Annotated in this window: 11 protein-coding genes and 1 pseudogene; 10 read left to right on the forward strand and 2 right to left on the reverse strand. The window is 44.9% G+C overall.

Annotated features, from left to right (window positions below; all coding sequences use genetic code 11):
• Positions 1-28 precede the first annotated feature (28 nt).
• Positions 29-799, forward strand: a pseudogene (gene proB, locus NNC77_RS05965) (glutamate 5-kinase); the annotation flags it as partial.
• A 109-nt stretch (positions 800-908) separates the two neighbouring features.
• Here the strand turns inward: proB and NNC77_RS05970 are convergent.
• Together NNC77_RS05970 and NNC77_RS05975 are read right to left on the reverse strand one after the other, a co-directional pair.
• The gene (locus NNC77_RS05970) at positions 909-3,089 is read right to left on the reverse strand and encodes an alpha-galactosidase (protein ID WP_254970267.1); all 2,181 of its coding nucleotides are present in this window, start codon (positions 3,087-3,089) and stop codon (positions 909-911) included.
• Positions 3,090-3,153: 64 nt separating this feature from the next.
• The gene (locus NNC77_RS05975; RefSeq protein ID WP_254970266.1) at positions 3,154-5,433 is read right to left on the reverse strand and encodes a TonB-dependent receptor; all 2,280 of its coding nucleotides are present in this window, start codon (positions 5,431-5,433) and stop codon (positions 3,154-3,156) included.
• A 326-nt stretch (positions 5,434-5,759) separates the two neighbouring features.
• Here NNC77_RS05975 and NNC77_RS05980 point away from each other — a divergent pair, with 326 nt between their 5' ends.
• The 9 genes from NNC77_RS05980 to NNC77_RS06020 all read left to right on the forward strand — a co-directional run bounded on the left by NNC77_RS05980 (position 5,760) and on the right by NNC77_RS06020 (position 17,800).
• Positions 5,760-7,376, forward strand: coding sequence for a DUF6377 domain-containing protein (locus tag NNC77_RS05980; RefSeq protein WP_254970257.1), 1,617 nt, complete (start codon positions 5,760-5,762; stop codon positions 7,374-7,376).
• Between the two features lie 118 nt (positions 7,377-7,494).
• Positions 7,495-8,631, forward strand: a complete 1,137-nt coding sequence (locus tag NNC77_RS05985; protein WP_254970256.1) for an AAA family ATPase — start codon at positions 7,495-7,497, stop codon at positions 8,629-8,631.
• Positions 8,632-8,844: 213 nt separating this feature from the next.
• On the forward strand, positions 8,845-8,973 hold the full coding sequence (locus tag NNC77_RS05990; protein WP_254949479.1) for a hypothetical protein: 129 nt from the start codon (positions 8,845-8,847) through the stop codon (positions 8,971-8,973).
• Between the two features lie 496 nt (positions 8,974-9,469).
• A complete protein-coding gene (locus NNC77_RS05995; RefSeq protein ID WP_254970255.1) occupies positions 9,470-10,627 on the forward strand; it encodes a PDDEXK nuclease domain-containing protein in 1,158 nt (385 codons plus the stop codon).
• Positions 10,628-10,861: 234 nt separating this feature from the next.
• Positions 10,862-12,148 (forward strand): glutamate-5-semialdehyde dehydrogenase, encoded by a 1,287-nt coding sequence (locus NNC77_RS06000; protein ID WP_254970254.1) that lies wholly within the window; start codon positions 10,862-10,864, stop codon positions 12,146-12,148.
• A 161-nt stretch (positions 12,149-12,309) separates the two neighbouring features.
• Complete coding sequence (locus NNC77_RS06005; protein ID WP_089544463.1) at positions 12,310-13,272, forward strand: acetylornithine carbamoyltransferase; 963 nt, start codon at positions 12,310-12,312, stop codon at positions 13,270-13,272.
• A 176-nt stretch (positions 13,273-13,448) separates the two neighbouring features.
• Positions 13,449-14,471, forward strand: coding sequence for a Rid family hydrolase (locus NNC77_RS06010; protein WP_254970253.1), 1,023 nt, complete (start codon positions 13,449-13,451; stop codon positions 14,469-14,471).
• Positions 14,472-14,591: 120 nt separating this feature from the next.
• Positions 14,592-16,286, forward strand: a complete 1,695-nt coding sequence (locus NNC77_RS06015) for a DUF6057 family protein (RefSeq protein ID WP_254970252.1) — start codon at positions 14,592-14,594, stop codon at positions 16,284-16,286.
• A 38-nt stretch (positions 16,287-16,324) separates the two neighbouring features.
• Positions 16,325-17,800, forward strand: a complete 1,476-nt coding sequence (locus NNC77_RS06020; RefSeq protein ID WP_254970251.1) for a TolB family protein — start codon at positions 16,325-16,327, stop codon at positions 17,798-17,800.
• Positions 17,801-17,833 lie beyond the last annotated feature (33 nt).

Genomic DNA, 17,833 nt, shown 5'->3' on the forward strand with positions numbered 1-17,833 from the left:
CCTTGCTCCAACTAAATATCGGCATAAAATGGGAAAAAGAATCGTAGTAAAGGTGGGCAGCAACGTGCTGACCCGAGAAGACGGAAAACTGGATGTAACGAGAATGTCGGCGATTGTTGACCAGATTGTCTGGCTCAGAAAGCACGACTATGAGGTGATTCTGGTATCTTCTGGTGCCGTGGCTGCCGGAAGAGCTGAACTGCACGTTGACCATCATTTGGACAGCGTGGAGCAACGCCAGCTGTTCTCTGCCATCGGACAGGTAAAACTCGTAGGTCTCTATTACAACCTTTTCCGTGAATATAAGATAAAGATTGGTCAGGTATTGACCATGAAGGAGAATTTCGGTGCCGAAGAGCAGTACAAGAACCAGGAGGCCTGCATGCAGGTGATGCTGGAAAACAACGTGCTCCCTATCGTCAACGAGAACGATACCGTGTGCATCACCGAGCTGATGTTTACGGATAACGATGAGTTGTCTGGCTTGATTGCCAAGATGATGAATGCCGACACCTTGATTCTATTAAGTAATGTGGATGGCATTTACAATGGCGACCCAAGCGAGCCTACCACCCGCATCATCCCATCGGTTTATTACGACCGCGACATCAGCGAGTACATCCTTGCCAGCAAGAGCAGCCACGGCAGAGGCGGTATGACATCGAAAGTAAAGACCGCCCACGATGTAGCCAATGCCGGCATCAAGGTGATCATCGCCAATGGTAATACGCCAAACATCCTCATCAATCTGAAGGAGCATCCGATGGAGACCCTTCATACTGAGTTTGTGGCAAGACCGCTAAACAAGTAAAATCATTAGGGAAAAAAGATACAGATACCTAAAAAAAAAGCAGCAAGCCTATTATAGACTTTGCTGCTTTTCGTTTTCATTATGAATAGTTGATACGTTATTCTAATACCAATACATGGCTCGTTCCATCTGTCTGGCTGAATACATTCAAGCCGACCTTCATCAGATAGTCACCGCTGTACTGCTTGCCATTGCACTCCAAATCAGACTCCTTTCCAGGCATCAGATTGGTCTCCTTTACGGTATAAACCTTATCGGCATCCAAGCCCTGCATCTTCACATTCATCACAGGCTCCTTGTAGCGTGGATGCAAGTCGTATGCAAAGAGAACGGCACGCTGCTTGTCCTTACTTACATAGTTAATGGCACAATGGTTGCCTTCGTATGGAGAAACCAGGCGATACTGGTCGCCCTCGAGAATCATAGGCTTCATGCTATCGTAGTTCTTGACAGCATTCTGCACAAACTTGTAGTCATCACCAGAAAGCGACTTGAGGTCGATATCAAAGCCCAACTTACATGAACTGCAAACATCGGTGCGGAACTTCACACTGGTATTCTTGTTCCAGTTGGTTACATGCGAGCCCATGGTTTTGGCTGGGAAGAACTTAGACAGGCTCCACTGGATGTAGAGGCGCTCGTATGGATCCGTATCGTCTGAACACCAGAACTCAGTGAAATACTTCAGCATCTCGTAATCCATTCTGCCGCCACCACCAGAGCAAAGCATCATCGGCAACTTAGGATACTTGTTATGAATACGGGTAAGCACCTTGTAGATACCACGCACATGATCGATATAGAAATTACCCTGATTCTCCTTATGATATGGAGAATAGATATTGGTAATCACACTGTTGCAGTCCCACTTGAAGTAAGCCACATCCGGATTCTCCGTCATGATGCGATCCACGATGCCGAACACATAATCCTGTACCTTAGGGTTACTGATATCAAGCACCAGTTGGTTGCGGTAATAATAGGTATCACGCTTTGGCTGCATGATGACCCAGTCAGGATGCTTCTCGAAGAGTTCACTCTTAGGATTCACCATCTCTGGCTCAATCCAAATACCAAACTTTACACCAGCCTTTTTGGCATCTCTTACCAATCCAGGTATTCCATCAGGCAGCTTGCTCTTGGTAGCCTCCCAGTCGCCGAGACCTGCATGGTCGTCCTTACGAGGATACTTGTTGGCAAACCAACCATCATCAAGCAAGAACATATCTACACCCAGGTCCTTGGCATCCTTCATCAACTCTGCAAGACTCTGCTGGTTGAAGTCGAAGCCTGTATTCTCCCAGTTGTTCAAGAGCGTAAGGCGATCTTCCATACCCATGTTTACCTGATACTGACGAGCCCAATTGTGCAAATTACGGGAAGCCTCACCGATACCATTATCGCTCATGGCAAAGATAAACTCAGGGGTAGTGAACGTCTCACCAGCCTTCAGCTTATAATTAGAGGCGTATGGATTGATGGCAGGAATAACACGAAGAGCTCCCACGTTATCTACCTCGAAGGTAAAGCGGAAGTTGCCAGGCCATCCGATGGTTCCAAGCATCACCTTGCCCTCATTCTCCTTGGCTGGCTCATCGAATCCCAGTTCAAAGAATGGCTCCTCCTGCATGGCTGCACGGGTACCCAACTTGGTATCAACAATCTTCTTACCAGCAGTCAACTGGCAAGTCTCAGGCTGTCCTTCCTTAGCCCAGTCGCTATGATAATTGGTAACGAAATACTTGTTTGCCTTGAAATAAAGCATTGTTGAGCTATATCTCCAAAGCGTAACCGGAGCTTTCTCCTTATGAGAAATTTCGCTCCACGCCTTGATGACGTTCTCCTTAGGATAAGCAGCATAGTGGAGCTTCACGGTCAGCGGATACACCTTGTCCTTAAGCGTGATGATGGTCTCAATACCTCCACTGATAGCCTTTTCTTCAGAAGACTGATAATACAAATAGGTGGTCATATTACCATCTGCATGGGTCACTGCCACTGCCGGCTCGAAGAAATCTTCAGCACCAGAGGTTGCATAAACCTCATGTCCTCGCTGGCAGACGGAACCATCAGAAGCAGCATATACATCCCACTTCAGATGATTGTAATCTGAAGGATTCTTCAACTTGTCACCCAGATACACTTGGTAGAGGCGACCCTTCGGAGAAACCTGCATCACGAGGTCGGTCTTGTCTGTTGACACTCTGATGGTCTTTTGAGCAGATGCCATGATAGATGTCATGCACATCGCTGCGATAATCATAAATACCTTTTTCATCATTCTTTGGTTTTTACGTGATTGCTTTGTTATAATTAAACGCTATAATTCTTTCGTTATTATCTTAGAATTTGATTCCTGCAGAGAATTCTACCGTAAACGGACGGAGATAGCTACCACTCATGTACTTGCCTTCATATTTTCCGGCTTCCTGCTTGGTAATCAGTTCTGAGCCACTGATGGTACCCTTGGCACCCTTCTCGTTGAAGATATTGATGACACTCACGCCAAGGCTCAGTTTCTTGTTCACATTCCAGTTGATTCCGCCGAAAGTCTCCCAGTGACCATTGAAGTAGAGTGCCTCCTGAAGGTTGGCATAGGTCTTACCGAAGTAACGGAAGCTCAACCAGGCATTCAGATTCTTGGTGATATCATACTTAGGGTCCAACTCGATAAGAACCTGAGGAATCTCCTTGACAATCATATTATTGGCATTCACACCCATAGACTGACCGTCACTGAACGTTACGCTCGCATTATAGTTCTTATACACCGGCTTCTGATAAGTGAAGAGTGCATGCATGTGGAAGTTCTTGAACGGATTGATTTCTGCCGAGGTTGTCCAACCCAAAGTCTGGATGTTATAGATGAGCAACACGGTCTTGCCCTCTGTAGTGCCAGGCTTGGTAAGATTCTGCTGGTCGATATTGTTCGACTTTGAAATGTAGGTCACCATTGAAGAAAGGTCAATCCAATCGTTCTTGTAGAAAATACCACCACGAATCAATGGAATGGTTACTCGCTTATACTGCTCCTCGGTAGGACCTGTACCTGCATACTCGCTGATGCGTGGGAAACGAGTGGCGATGGTAGCATCGGCTGTCAAGCCAAACTGGCGGGTAAGGTTATACGTCAACTGCAAGGTGGCTGCATAATTCAATTTATCCTTGGTTACGTTCTTTGCTTCGATGCTGTGCTCGGTAGCAACAACAGAACCATCAGCAGCAGTGGCATATGTATTATAGTTACCCATGTGAAATCCTGAGAAACGTGGAGTAGAAATCTGCTCAGCAGACATGCGGTAGTACTCCAATCTACCACCATAGAACACCTTGAACTTAGGACTTACCTTCCATTCGTCGGTAAAGTAGAGTGCCAACTTGTTCTCTGAACCCTTGGTGTATTCTGGACTCAACTCATTATAACCGAAAGTCTCAGAACGATGAGCTGTCTGCGTAGGATCAAGGGGATTGACATACATCTGGCTCAATGTGCGTGGATAAGCTTCTACAGTGCCTGCCCACTGGAACGAAGACGAATAGTAATTGAGATGGTAATACCACTCGTTCAAACCAATCATTAACTTATGGTTGTTCAACTGCTTAGAGATTTCGGTAGTCAAAAGCGCATTGCTCACCTTACCAACATGCAACCAGGTGCGACGGCCTTCTATATAGCCACTGTAGGCAGACCCATCAGAAAGCTGATAGCCATCAGCCTCGCTCACCAGAGAGATGGTACTTCCTCCGTAATCTACATAATTGGCACGTGGAGCATTCATATACTTGGCGTTGAATTTCCACAACCATCCATTATCAAACTGATACTGGCTGATGAGGGCAATTTCGTTGGCATGATTCTCACTGCCATCGCTCATATTCCATGTCTCCATCTTTCCTGACTTTGTATTCAAGTATTGGAAAGAACCTTGACGCTGCACGTATGAGTCCATACCCGGATCAAAGCCATCGATTTTCTTGATACTGCCGTCGCCAGAATAGATAAATGGGGCTGCATTGGCAAAATTGCCAGGGTTCTTGCTGTTGGAATACTTATATAATAAGGAGATACGTCCTTTTCCATCATTCAAGATGCGAGTGATGCCGAAATGATAAAGTTGGGTACGGTCGGCATAATCAGTAAAGCGAAGCTTGAAACTACCTGGATCGAAATTCTGATACATACTGGCAGTATAAAGCCAATTGTCACCGATTCCACCAGACAGGTTGAGGTCTACATTCTGCATACCAAAATGGTTTGCCTTATAGTTGAGCTTACCTTTGAACTCTTTCTGTCCCAACTCGCTGAAAGAAGAAACAGCGTATGCAATATTACCAGTAGCAATGGCAGACTCAGATGGAGTCATCAAGTCGGTACCTTTCAGTGAGGCATCGCTTCGCCAATGGGCAGAGAGTTTGTGTACGGAAGAAGAGTAAACGGCTGGAAGACCGTTTTCATATACGGTTACATCCTCGCTTGGCAATCCTATCTGGATTTCACGAGGCTTGTTGGCATCAGATGCGTTGAGCATCACATTACGCTCTTCCTTTTTCTCCTTGTTTTCAGAATCGTCAGAAGGAAGTGCATACACTTGGCTTGCAGCAGACATCGCTATCAAAGCCATAGAAAATGTACGGATTCTTAAGTTCATAATCTTACAGTTGTTTATTCTTAGTTTTACATGATTTCACTTGCTACCGAATGCGATTCGATTGCGGTTGCAAAGTTAAGGAGATTTTTCAGACATTGGCATCATGTGTAGGTTACGAGTAGATAAATATTAGGTTTGTTAAGTCTATAACCTTCTATTAATCAAGCCATCAAAGATATTAATACTTTTTAATAGAGTAGATGGTAAAAAGAGGAATAAATGTAGTATCTTTGCAGAAAAATACAATTATAAGGCTTTCTTATAGCCTATTAGATAGTAACAATAACAATTAAATAGTTATGAAAGTAGTATTGTGGTTCTTAATGATGTTTATGCCATTAATGGCAAATGCTTCTTCCGTAAACGAGGAACAGCTGTTCCATCGTTTAGACAGTTACATCGCTCAGCGAAGCAAGTTTACCCAAAGAAAAGAAGCGAAACTGCTAAGACTCAAAAAGCAACTATACATGACTTCCGACAAGCGCAGCCAGCTTAGTCTCTATAACCAGATCTACAGGGAGTATTATACCTATCGTTACGACTCTGCCATGACATACGCCAAGAAGGGCTACCAGCTGGCAGCACAGCTTCAGGATGATTATTTCATCAACCTGAATAAAATCAATCGTGCGGCAGTGCTGTCAACAGGCGGTTTCTACAGCCAGGCAGAAGACTTAATGCTTGCAATAGATGTGGAGAAAATGTCATCTAAGTTATTGCAATACTATTATTATACCTTGACTTGGGTATATAGCTACTGGGAAACTTTCTGCAACAAGTCGGAGTTTCAAGAAGGATTAGAAGCCAAGAAACGTTTTTATTTAGGCAAGACTCTTGAGCATATCGGCAACAAGGAATCCGCTCTTTATTACTATCTTTCAGGAGAGTTTGAATTTCTAAAGCAGCGCACAAGCAAAAAAACACTTCAGTTCTACATGAAGGCACTTTCAGCCAGTCCTCTGAACAGCCGTGTGCATGCCTCATCGGCTTATTGCATTGCCCGCTATTATTATGATACCGACCAAAAGGATTTATACGAAAAGTATATTGTAGAAGCAGCCATTTCAGACCAGATATGTCCCCTGAAGGAGAATCTTGCTCTTCAGGAACTTTCCACCTATCTATATAATAAGGATGCCTCCTATGCAAAGAGGGCTTCCAAATACATCTATTGCTCCATGGAGGATGCCCAATTCTACAACAACCGTCTCCGCATGGTAGAGATTTCCCGCATACTTCCCCTTATCACAGAAACGAACCATCAGGCAGAAGTACGCAAGAACCGCATCGTAACAGCATCCCTCGTCATCGTGAGTATCCTATCGCTAGGATTCCTTGCCATGGCTTTCTTTGCGTTCAAGATGAACAAGCGCCTGGCCAAGAGCCGTAGGGAGATAAAAAGCCAAAATACACTCTTGGACGGACTGAACCAGAAGCTGCTCAACACCAATAAGCGAAGAGAGACCTATATGCATTTATTTATGGACATCAGTGCCGTATATATCAGGAAACTGGATGATTATCGCAAATTGGTAAGCCGCAAAATCAAGGCAAAGCAAACTGCCGATCTTCTGACTGCCATCAACAGCTACAAGCTGGCAGAAGAAGAGGCAGCCAACTTCTATATTCGCTTCGACAAGGCATTCATTGACTTGTATCCGAATTTCGTGGAAGAGTTCAACCAACTGCTGTTGCCAGAAAAACAGATAGTTCTCCCTGCCCCTAACAGTCTCACCAAGGAACTGCGTATCTATGCACTGATGCGACTGGGAATTACGGATGGTCAGGAACTGGCCACCCTCCTGTTCTATTCTACGCAAACCATCTATAATTACAAGGCAGCCATCAGAAAACGAGCCAAAGACCTCACCACTTTTGATGCAGCCATCAACCGACTATGCAATGTGATAGGCTAATAAATGGCTGAAAATTGAGAATGTTCCTCAATTTTCTGCCATTTTCTTTTGCCCATTCAAGAAATAGTTGTATCTTTGCCATTACATAAAAGTTGTAACACTAAAGATGTAATGGCGTATGAAACTAAGAAACAAGAAATTAGCAAATCCTTTCATCTATCAAGGTTATGAAAGTCCTGAGTATTTCTGCGACAGAGAAGTGGAAACAAAGACTCTAATGTCGCACTTGAAGAATGGAAGAAACGTTACCCTCATTTCTCCTCGAAGACTAGGAAAAACTGGGCTTATCAAGAACACTTTCTATCATCTGGAAAAAGATGAGAAGGATTCCGCATGCCTATACCTCGACATATTCGCTACCAAGAACTTGCACGACTTTGTGGAACAATTTGGAGTAATGGTTATCAATGACATCGTCCGCAAGAACACCTCATTCATAGAGAAGACCATAGCTTTCTTCAGTGCCTTACGCCCAGTGCTCAGCATGGATCCATTGACAGGCGAGCCAAGTGTTTCCATCACAGTCGAACCTACCCAAGAGGAGATAACCATACGTAGCATCTTCAATTACTTGAACGAGAGTGGGAAAGAGGTATATATCGCCATCGATGAGTTTCAGCAGATTGCAGAATATCCGGAGAAAGGCACAGAGGCATTGCTACGTTCTTATATCCAGTTTGCCCAACATGTGCATTTCATCTTCTCTGGCAGCAAGCATCATCTGATGGCTGAGATATTCGGCTCGCCGAAACATCCATTTTACCAAAGCACTGAGATGATGGGACTTAAACCATTGAGAAACGATGTTTATTATGAGTTTTGCCAAAACTTCTTCAAGCAGAAAGGTGGCAACTTATCAAAAGAAACCTTCGACTACATCTATCTACAATTCGAGGGCCACACATGGTATATCCAATGCATCATGAATCGCCTCTATGAAACCGAAATACAAGTTGATAGTATCAAGCAAGTAAATGCAGCAATTCTTTCAGTACTCGAAGGTAGAGAACCACAGTTTGAGAATATGGTACAGTTCTTCACAGAGAACCAGTTCTCGCTTCTGAAAGCCATAGCCAAGGATAGCATTGTTGCCCAGCCTACCTCTGGCAAGTTCATCAAGGAGCACAAGCTGAGTGGAGCCAGCAGCGTAAAGGCTGCCCTCAAAATCTTGGAAGACAAGGAATTAGTATATAGGACTAATGAAGGATACGTCATCTACGACAGATTCATGGATCTGTGGTTAAAGAGAATATAAACAAAAAAATGTGCTTTAAACGTGCGGAATGTGCTTAAAAAAGACACATTCCGCACGTTTAAAGCACATTTCTCTCCTAGAAAGCCGTGCATCTTACAATGATTACGACCATGGGATTATACGACAATCCTTATGCCTAGGATGTTCAGTCGGTAGTAACAATGGATGACTTGTTTGTTCTCTAAACGTCCTAACTATATTAAGTTGGAGGAGATGGCAACAGAATCTGTTCTGAAAGCATTCTGCAAGGCATTAAAGATAAAGCTCGTAAAAGAGCGCCTCCCTTTACGTGATTTGAACGATGCTTGGGAATATCTTCACAACTACACTATGGATATGTAGATTCCCTAACTGCTTTAACAAGCCAGAGAATATGGTTGCTTAAGTAAGAGAATGTGGTTGCTTAAGCTTACGGACACTGAATCCCGGGTTAACGGAGATAGTTTCTTGAGTTAGCGGAGACAGTTTCTTGGGTAAGAGAATACTGCTTCTCGGAGTTTGCCACTAGGCTCAGCAGCTCTGCTGAGCCTAGTCAGCAGGTCTGCCGACTGCAGTCAGCACATCTGCTGACTATAGTGACAACACCTTATTGTCGTACAATAACACACCTTATAGTTGTACAACCTTACACCTTATAGTTGTACAACTTTACCCCCCATAGTTGTACAACCTTATACACTATAGTTGTACAACTACAAACTCTGATACAAAGATACTACTTTCTTCTGGAAATACAATTATTATCTGCAACTTTTTATCGAAAAAAGTGAAGAGAAAGATTGCTTTTTCGATATAAAATCGTATCTTTGCACTTTGAACGGCTAAAATCAGTAGCATCATGAAAGAACCCGAAAAGAAATATAACGATGAAGACAACATGCTCGTCAACGACTTGCGCTCCATCGTCAGCAAGGCTCGCAGCAAAGCATTTGCTGCCGTCAATTATTCTCTGGTGGAAAGAAACTGGAGAATAGGGCAACGTATTGTGGAAGAAGAACAGAACGGAACATCACGTGCAGAATACGGAAAGCATGTGATAGAGGTCGCTTCGGCTGCTTTGACCAAGGAATTCGGAAAAGGATTCTCATATACGAATATTGCCAACTATAAAAGATTCTATCTGACATTCAGCGACTTACAAATTCTTCAGACAGTGTCTGAAGAATTCAAAAAGCAAAAACATCAGACACTGTCTGATGAATCTTCTTTGCTACCCCAAAAAGGTCAGACACCGCCTGCCCAATTTGAGTTACGCTTTCTTCCTTGGTCTCATTACGAGCGTCTTATACGAGTAGAAGATAAGAAGGCTCGTGAATGGTATGCAAAGGAGGCATTCGAGCAAGGTTGGAGTTTCAGAACCTTGAACCGCAATATCAACACCTTATATTATGAACGTCTTCTTATGTCAACGAAGAAGCAACCTGTCGTTGACGAGATGCAAGACAAGACAAAGGCTTATCAGCAAGACAAACTCGAATACATCAAATCACCAGTTGTCTTGGAATTCCTTGGATTACCAGAAGACACCTCCCTCGCTGAATCAAAATTAGAGACTGCCATCATCAATAATCTAGAGAAGTTCTTGATGGAAATGGGAAAGGGATATGCACTCGTGGCTCGTCAGCAACATATCCGAACCGAGGAAAACGACTACTACATCGATCTGGTATTTTACAATTACCTCATCAAATCATTTATTTTGGTCGATTTGAAGGTAAATCGCATCACTTACCAGGATGTAGGACAGATGGATATGTATCTTCAGATGTACGACAAGATGAAAAAAGGACCAGACGACAACCCTACAATCGGCATCATCCTTTGTACCGAAACAGATTCGGATGTGGCACGATACTCTACCCTCGCCAAAAACGACCAGATGTTCGCAGCAAAATACAAGCTTTACCTACCAGACAAGGAAGACTTGAGAAGAGAAATCGAACGACAGAAGGAACTGTATCTAATGGCTCATCCTGAAGAAAACGATAAAGAGTAATTCTTCTGGATGTATCAGAATAATTAGAAGGAACCATTACAAAAAGGTCAGGCGCTGCCTGACCTTTTTAAATCTCATTTTCCGTATAACTATCCATTTATCTATTAAACTATCACTTTTTCTTGCATAAAGTTTGCAATTTCCGATATTTATGCTTACCTTTGCCGTTGTTAAGAGGGAACTCGTAACACATTACAAAATATCTTATCATAAAAATAAGAAAGGAAATAGCGAATGGAACTGAAAGAGACTTTCCAAAAAGTGAAGGCAGCTAGCAAAACACTTGGTTTGCTAACAGATGAACAACGTAATAAAATCCTGCAGGCGGTGGCTGACGCTATCATCGCAGAAACTCCTGCGCTCCTTGCAGCGAACGCAGAAGACTTGGCGAAGATGGACAAGGCGAACCCGCTCTACGACCGATTGCAACTCACAGAGCAGCGACTCCAGGATATTGCTTCGGATATGCGACACGTCAGTACACTGCCCTCACCGCTCGGAAGAGTTCTCAAAGACAAAACACTCGAAAATGGTTTGCACCTACAGCGAGTAGCCGTTCCATTCGGAGTTATCGGCATGATTTACGAGGCTCGTCCTAACGTAACCTACGATGTTTTCTCACTCTGTTTCAAGAGCGGAAATGCGTGCGTACTGAAAGGAGGAAAGGACGCAAACGCCTCAAACTCAGCGGGTGTCGAACTTATCCACAGGGTGTTGATAACTTTTGGTATTGATCCGAATGTTGTTACACTGCTCCCTGCTACCCATGAAGCTACAGGCGAAATGCTGAATGCCGTGGGCTATATTGACCTCTGCATTCCTCGTGGAGGAAAGAAGCTCATCAACTTCGTCCGTGATACTGCCAAAGTGCCGGTTATCGAAACCGGAGCCGGCGTGGTACATTGTTACTTCGACAAGGATGGCGACCTGGAGATGGGCAAGCGCATCATCACCAATGCCAAGTGCAGAAGAGTGAGCGTATGCAATGCGCTCGACTGTCTGCTGATTCACGAAAGCAGATTAAGCGACCTCCCTGCCCTCTGTGAAGGACTCGCCGAGAAGCAAACCAAGATTCATGCAGATGCCAAGGCTTACGAAGCTTTAAAGGGTCACTATCCTGACACCTTATTATATAAGGCAGAGGAAAGCGAAGCGAAGATGAAAGAGGCTGATGCCAACGTGAAGAGTATCTGGAACACCGAATGGCTCAGCATGCAGATGGGCATCAAGACCGTAGCTTCGGAAGATGAGGCGCTCGAACATATCGCTACCTACGGAAGCGGACACAGCGAGAGCATCGTTTCCAACGATGAAACTGCCCTGAAGAAATTCCAGGCGATGGTAGATGCAGCCTGCGTTTATGTAAACGCTCCAACCAGTTTCACCGATGGCGCACAGTTCGGATTGGGCGCAGAAATTGGTATCAGTACCCAAAAGCTTGGAGCCCGCGGACCAATGGCGCTAGAAGAGATTACCACCTACAAGTGGTTGATTACCGGCCAGGGACAGACAAGAGCCTAACAAGACCCGCTCCGTACCTGCTCCGTACCCTCTCCGTACCAAGTCTTAGTTTCTGCCATGTTTGCAAGGTTTGCATGCAAACTTTGCAAACATCAAGATTCAAGAAGAAAGATTCAAGAGCAATATATATTAGAAATAACAAACAAAAAAACGAAATAACAATGAAGACATTCTTTAATGTTGAAGACCTTGGCGACCTGAAAGCAGCGCTCGCCGAGGCACAGGAAGTGAAAGCAAACCGTTTCGGTTATCAGGAGTTGGGCAAGAACAAAACCTTGCTGATGATATTCTTCAATAACAGTCTCCGTACCCGACTGAGTACACAGAAGGCTGCGATGAACCTGGGCATGAATGTTATCGTGCTCGATGTGAATGCCGGTGCATGGAAACTGGAGACAGAGCGTGGCGTTATCATGGATGGCGACAAGAGCGAGCACCTGCTGGAGGCTATCCCTGTGATGGGTAGCTTCTGCGACCTTATCGGTGTTCGTAGCTTTGCCGGTTTAAAAGACCGTGACTACGATTATGCCGAGACCATCGTCAACCAGTTTGTAAAGTACAGCGGTCGCCCAGTCTTCGCTATGGAGACTGCTACCGTTCACCCTCTCCAGGCATTTGCCGACCTCATCACCATCGAGGAGCATAAGAAGGTGGCTCGTCCTAAGGTAGTCCTGACCTGGGCTCCTCATTGCCGTGCCTTGCCTCAGGCTGTGCCAAACTCATTCGCCCAGTGGATGAATGCAGCCGATGTAGATTTCGTGGTTACTCATCCAGAAGGCTACGAACTCGATCCTAAGTTCGTAGGCAATGCCAAGGTAGAGTACGACCAGAAGAAGGCGCTGGAAGGTGCAGACTTCGTCTACGCCAAGAACTGGAGCTGTCCGGGCGTGAAAGACCCAGCACAGTATGGCGAAATCCTGAGCAAGGATATGAGCTGGACCATCGACGAGGAGCACATGAGCTGGACCAACGATGGTTGCTTTATGCACTGCCTGCCAGTTCGCCGTGGCTTGATTGTAACCGATGATGTCATCGAAAGCAAGAACAGTCTGGTGATTCCAGAGGCAGCCAACCGTGAGATTTCAGCCGAGGTTGTCATCAAGCGCATGCTCGAATCACTCTAAAGCAGGATATAAGAAAGAGATTGAGGGTGTGTCATAAGTTCATGACACACCCTCTTTTTCGTTATACTCCACATCATCCTATCCCCATTTCTCGGTATTTTCATCTTTTCATCCAGTCTATATTCTTATATTTCAGATATTATCCGTACCTTTGCTGACGAAAAAAGAAAAACAAGATGGACAAATACATAATATTATCACCAGAAGCTAAGGGGACGTTCAATGACCGTCTCAATTTTCTGTATCTGAAACTAGGTAACTATCTCGATACAGAGAAACTGGAAAATCGTACTCTGCAATATTGTAAAGTATTCCTCAGCGACGCCCAGAACCAGACTCAGGATTTAGAAGAGTCACTCCTTTATCAGGAGTATCTGAAAGGCACAAACCTCACTATCGTGGAACAGACTCCACTGAATGGCAGCAAGGTGAGTCTGCTGATCAAGACTACTGATGAGGCTACCCCTATCTTATTCCATAGTCTTCGCCTCACAGAGGAAGAAGCGAAGGGAAAGGATTCATACGAACAGACCCGAATGCTATTCGACAAATACCAGCAACTTATCGCCGGTACAGATATGACGATGGAGCGCAACCTGGTACGAACATGGATATACGTAACTCATATCGATGTAAACTATCAGGGAGTAGTAGAAGCGCGCAATGATGTTTTCGAGCAGCAAGGTCTGACGGCAGAAACCCATTATATAGCCAGTACGGGCATCGGCGGAGCAACATCCGTACGTCATGCATCTGTAGCTATCGACTTTCTGACCGTTCCCGGCATCAGGGAAGAAGACAAGAAATATCTCCAGGCACTCAACCATCTGAATCCTACTCACGAATACGGAGTAGCCTTTGAACGGGGAACTAGCCTTTCCCTGCCCCAGAAGAAACAACATTTCATATCAGGAACAGCCAGCATAGATAAAGATGGAGCAGTTGTATACGAAGGCGATATTGTAAGACAAACCGGCAGATTGCTCGAGAACATCGGTGCATTATTGAAGGATGGCGATGCGATGATGAACGATATCCAATACTTTATCATCTACCTGCGCGACATCTCTGATTACCATACCATAGAGCAACTGATGAATCAGTTTTACCCTCAGCTACCACATATCATCGTAGAGGCAAGAGTATGCAGACCGGGCTGGCTGATAGAAATGGAATGCATTGCAGAAAAGCAATCATAGAAATAAATACTACCAAATGCAGAAATTTACTTTCAAAGAGTAAGTTTCTGCATTTTTTATGATTCATTCTAATATATTTTTACTACCTTTGCAGATATAAAAACATATAAATCGACAAAAATGAGTGAACAGCAAACAAGCCAGTCTAGTTTTGGCATATATTCGTTATATGTATTGGGAGCCATCGCATGCTTTGTGTTCTTCCAATTTTTCTATCCCTACCATCTGTTTTATCAGGAGCAGAATCAACTGTTTCTGTCATCATGGGATTATCTGACTACTTATCTGGACAAGCCGGGATGGCTGGCCTGTCTGGCTGGCGATTTCCTGACCCAGTTTTATTATTTCCGCTATGCCGGTCCTATCATCCTTACCCTCTGTATTCTTATTACGGGACATAATGTAAAATGCGCAGTAAGAGATGCAGACATCCAAGGGAAAAAGACGGCACATATCGTAGCCTTCATCATGATGATCCTATTGGTATGTTTCAGTTTTCACTACGACTACCGGCTTTGCAGCATTCTGGCAATAGCAGGTGGTGCCAGTGTGTTCCGTGTCAGCACCAAGCTGCTCACTTCCACCCGAATGTTTCTCAAGAAGATAGAGAAGATGGACGACAATCCTTCTGCCGCAGCAGGTTTGGGAACAGCGCATTGGATTACCGCCTTCAGCATCATTGTTTCCGTATTCGTATGCCACTGGTTCTTTGGAAATGGAGTATGGATCTACGGAGCGCTGGTATTTACAGGCTGTCTTTCCCACATCAAGAAAGTGGGAACCTACTATCGCCTGGCTGCCCTCGTGATTCCTTTCTTCCTGCTGATGCTGTCCAAGCGACTCTACTTCTGCGACTTCCAAACCCTTTATACCTATCCGGGTTTCGGAAAACTGGTAAAACCGCAAATGGATCTGGAGAAAACATTCGCAGTAGACTGTGAATATTACTTCGGTAATTATAATAAGGTTATCAACATCGTAGAAAAGACGGAAAATCCAGACCAATACATGAAGTTCTACTATAACCTCGTGATGGCGCAAAACGGATATCTTCCAGACAACCTGCTGAGATTCCAGAGCAACAACCTGGGTACATTCGATAAACTGGGACCAGACACCCCAACCCTCACCATCAAGACCCTGAACGAACTGTATTGGGTTCTGGGCGACATGACTTTCTGCGAACGTGCCACAATGCTTGCCAATGTCTGCTCTCCGAACAACCGGAATATCAGAATGGTAAAGCGACTTGCCGAAATCAATCTGGTAAAGGGCGACTACGCAGCCACCCGCAAATATCTCCGTATTCTGCAAAAGACCTTCGTATGGAGCAGATGGGCAAACCGTGCCTTCTCCTCACTTGCCAGAAAAGCAACAGCCGATGAAAAAGCTCTCCTGCAGCAATACATCGAAAAGCGCCCGTTCATCAACCGGAAGGATACGCTACGACTGAACGAGAATTGCCACACCATCATGTGCGAACTGGCAGAAAGTAATCCAAACAACAAAATCGCCATCGACTACATGCTCTGCAGCGATCTCCTCCTGAAAGACATGAAAACCTTCAAGCGGGATTATGATACTTATTATCTCAAACAGAAAAACGTTTCCTACGAACGCCTGTACCAGGAGGCTCTCATGATTTATCTGGCGGGAACCAAGGCAAAGCCGGAAGAATGGGCAAAGTATATCAAACGTCAAGATGTTCTGCAGCGTTTCCATCAGTATAATGAAGAACGGGGCAACCAGGCATTCAGCGATACCTACTGGTATTACTTCGACAAGGCAGAGGTGCCTAAGTTGAACATCAACTGAGGAAACAATTGACGCTAACTGTTTATAAAAGAAGAAAGATGAAATACAAGAATATCCTATACAGTGCCATGGCGGGCATACTGCTGCTCGCCTCATGTGCCCAGACTCACGAGAATGCTGAGCAGGTAAACCATCTGCCCAACATGTATCCCGACTATGCCGATGTAACGATTCCGGTCAATATCGCTCCTCTCAACTTCGAGATACGCGACAAGAACCTTACCAACATCGAAACCACACTCACGATTGAGGGAGCAGATGCCAACGATGCTGCCAACACTCTTACTGCCACCAGCAACAGCCAGAATCTGAAATTTGATATGAACGACTGGAAGGCTTTTCTGCAAAAGGCAGTGGGCAAGAATATCAAAGTTCAGATATATTCAAAGAGCAATGAGGGAGAATGGACGGCGTTCAAACCCTTCACCTGGCAGGTAGTGGGCGACAGTCTGGATGCCTACCTCACCTACCGACTGATAGAACCCGATTACGAAGTATGGAACAAGATACAGATTAAGCAGCGCTGCATAGAGAATTGGCAGGAGAAGATTCTCGCCGACCACAATCTGCAGGAAAACCGCTGTATGAACTGTCATGCTTTTGGCAACCAGGATCCCAACCTCAGTATGGTATATATAAGAGGTGAAGGCGGAGGAACCATTCTTAACCGCAATGGCAAGCTGCGCAAGCTGAACCTGAAGAACGCCAACATGATCTCTTCAAGTGTATATTACGGTTTCAGTCCATCGGGCAAATACGTCACCTTCTCTACCAACATCATCATTCCAGCCTTTCATGCCAACGCCGACAAGCGACTGGAAGTATATGATTCGAAGAGCGATGTATATGTAGCCGATCTAGACAACAACCGCATCATCTCCTCACCGCTTACCTCCGACAGTACACATCTGGAGACATTTCCTACTTTCTCACCGGACGGGAAATACGTTTATTACTGCGCAGCCGACAGGAAGGGACTTGGAAGTACGAATCTGAAGGGATTGAAATATTCGCTGGTGCGCATCCCATTCGATGAAAAGACGGGGAGTTTCGGAACTGAGGTAGATACTCTTTACAGGGAGCGTTCAGTCTGCCATCCTAAGATAAGTCCTGACGGCAGATACTGTCTCTTTACGGTAGCCGATTACGGCACCTTCCCTATCTGGCATCCCGAGGCTGACCTCTATATGATGGACTTGCAGACAGGAAAAGTGGATAGCCTCAGCATGGTAAACAGCAACAAGAGCGATACCTACCACAGCTGGTCGCATACCGGCAGATGGTTTGTCTTTGCCAGCAAACGTGACGATGGTCTTTACGGCAAGCCTTACTTCTGCTATGTAGACCGCCAGGGCAAGGCTCACAAGCCTTTTGTTCTTCCACAGAGGGAACCAACCTTCTATGATGATTGCCTAAAGAGTTTCAACATACCGGAGTTGAGCCGCGGCCCCGTTCCATTCGATGCCATCGACATCGAGAATGTGATGAAGCAAGAAGCAGAAAAGTTCAAATAAGAAAAAACAAAAACGCTCCTGTTACCATATTGC

Origin of the sequence: Segatella copri (assembly GCF_024330485.1) — a bacterium.
Classification (GTDB): Bacteria; Bacteroidota; Bacteroidia; order Bacteroidales; family Bacteroidaceae; genus Prevotella; species Prevotella copri_L.

Coding starts and splice junctions, on each gene's coding strand:
- NNC77_RS05970 (WP_254970267.1), bottom strand. CDS start 3,089: ATGAAAAAGGTATTTATGATTATCGCAGCGATGTGCATGACATCTATC.
- NNC77_RS05975 (WP_254970266.1), bottom strand. CDS start 5,433: ATGGCTTTGATAGCGATGTCTGCTGCAAGCCAAGTGTATGCACTTCCT.
- NNC77_RS05980 (WP_254970257.1), top strand. CDS start 5,760: ATGAAAGTAGTATTGTGGTTCTTAATGATGTTTATGCCATTAATGGCA.
- NNC77_RS05985 (WP_254970256.1), top strand. CDS start 7,495: ATGAAACTAAGAAACAAGAAATTAGCAAATCCTTTCATCTATCAAGGT.
- NNC77_RS05990 (WP_254949479.1), top strand. CDS start 8,845: ATGGCAACAGAATCTGTTCTGAAAGCATTCTGCAAGGCATTAAAGATA.
- NNC77_RS05995 (WP_254970255.1), top strand. CDS start 9,470: ATGAAAGAACCCGAAAAGAAATATAACGATGAAGACAACATGCTCGTC.
- NNC77_RS06000 (WP_254970254.1), top strand. CDS start 10,862: ATGGAACTGAAAGAGACTTTCCAAAAAGTGAAGGCAGCTAGCAAAACA.
- NNC77_RS06005 (WP_089544463.1), top strand. CDS start 12,310: ATGAAGACATTCTTTAATGTTGAAGACCTTGGCGACCTGAAAGCAGCG.
- NNC77_RS06010 (WP_254970253.1), top strand. CDS start 13,449: ATGGACAAATACATAATATTATCACCAGAAGCTAAGGGGACGTTCAAT.
- NNC77_RS06015 (WP_254970252.1), top strand. CDS start 14,592: ATGAGTGAACAGCAAACAAGCCAGTCTAGTTTTGGCATATATTCGTTA.
- NNC77_RS06020 (WP_254970251.1), top strand. CDS start 16,325: ATGAAATACAAGAATATCCTATACAGTGCCATGGCGGGCATACTGCTG.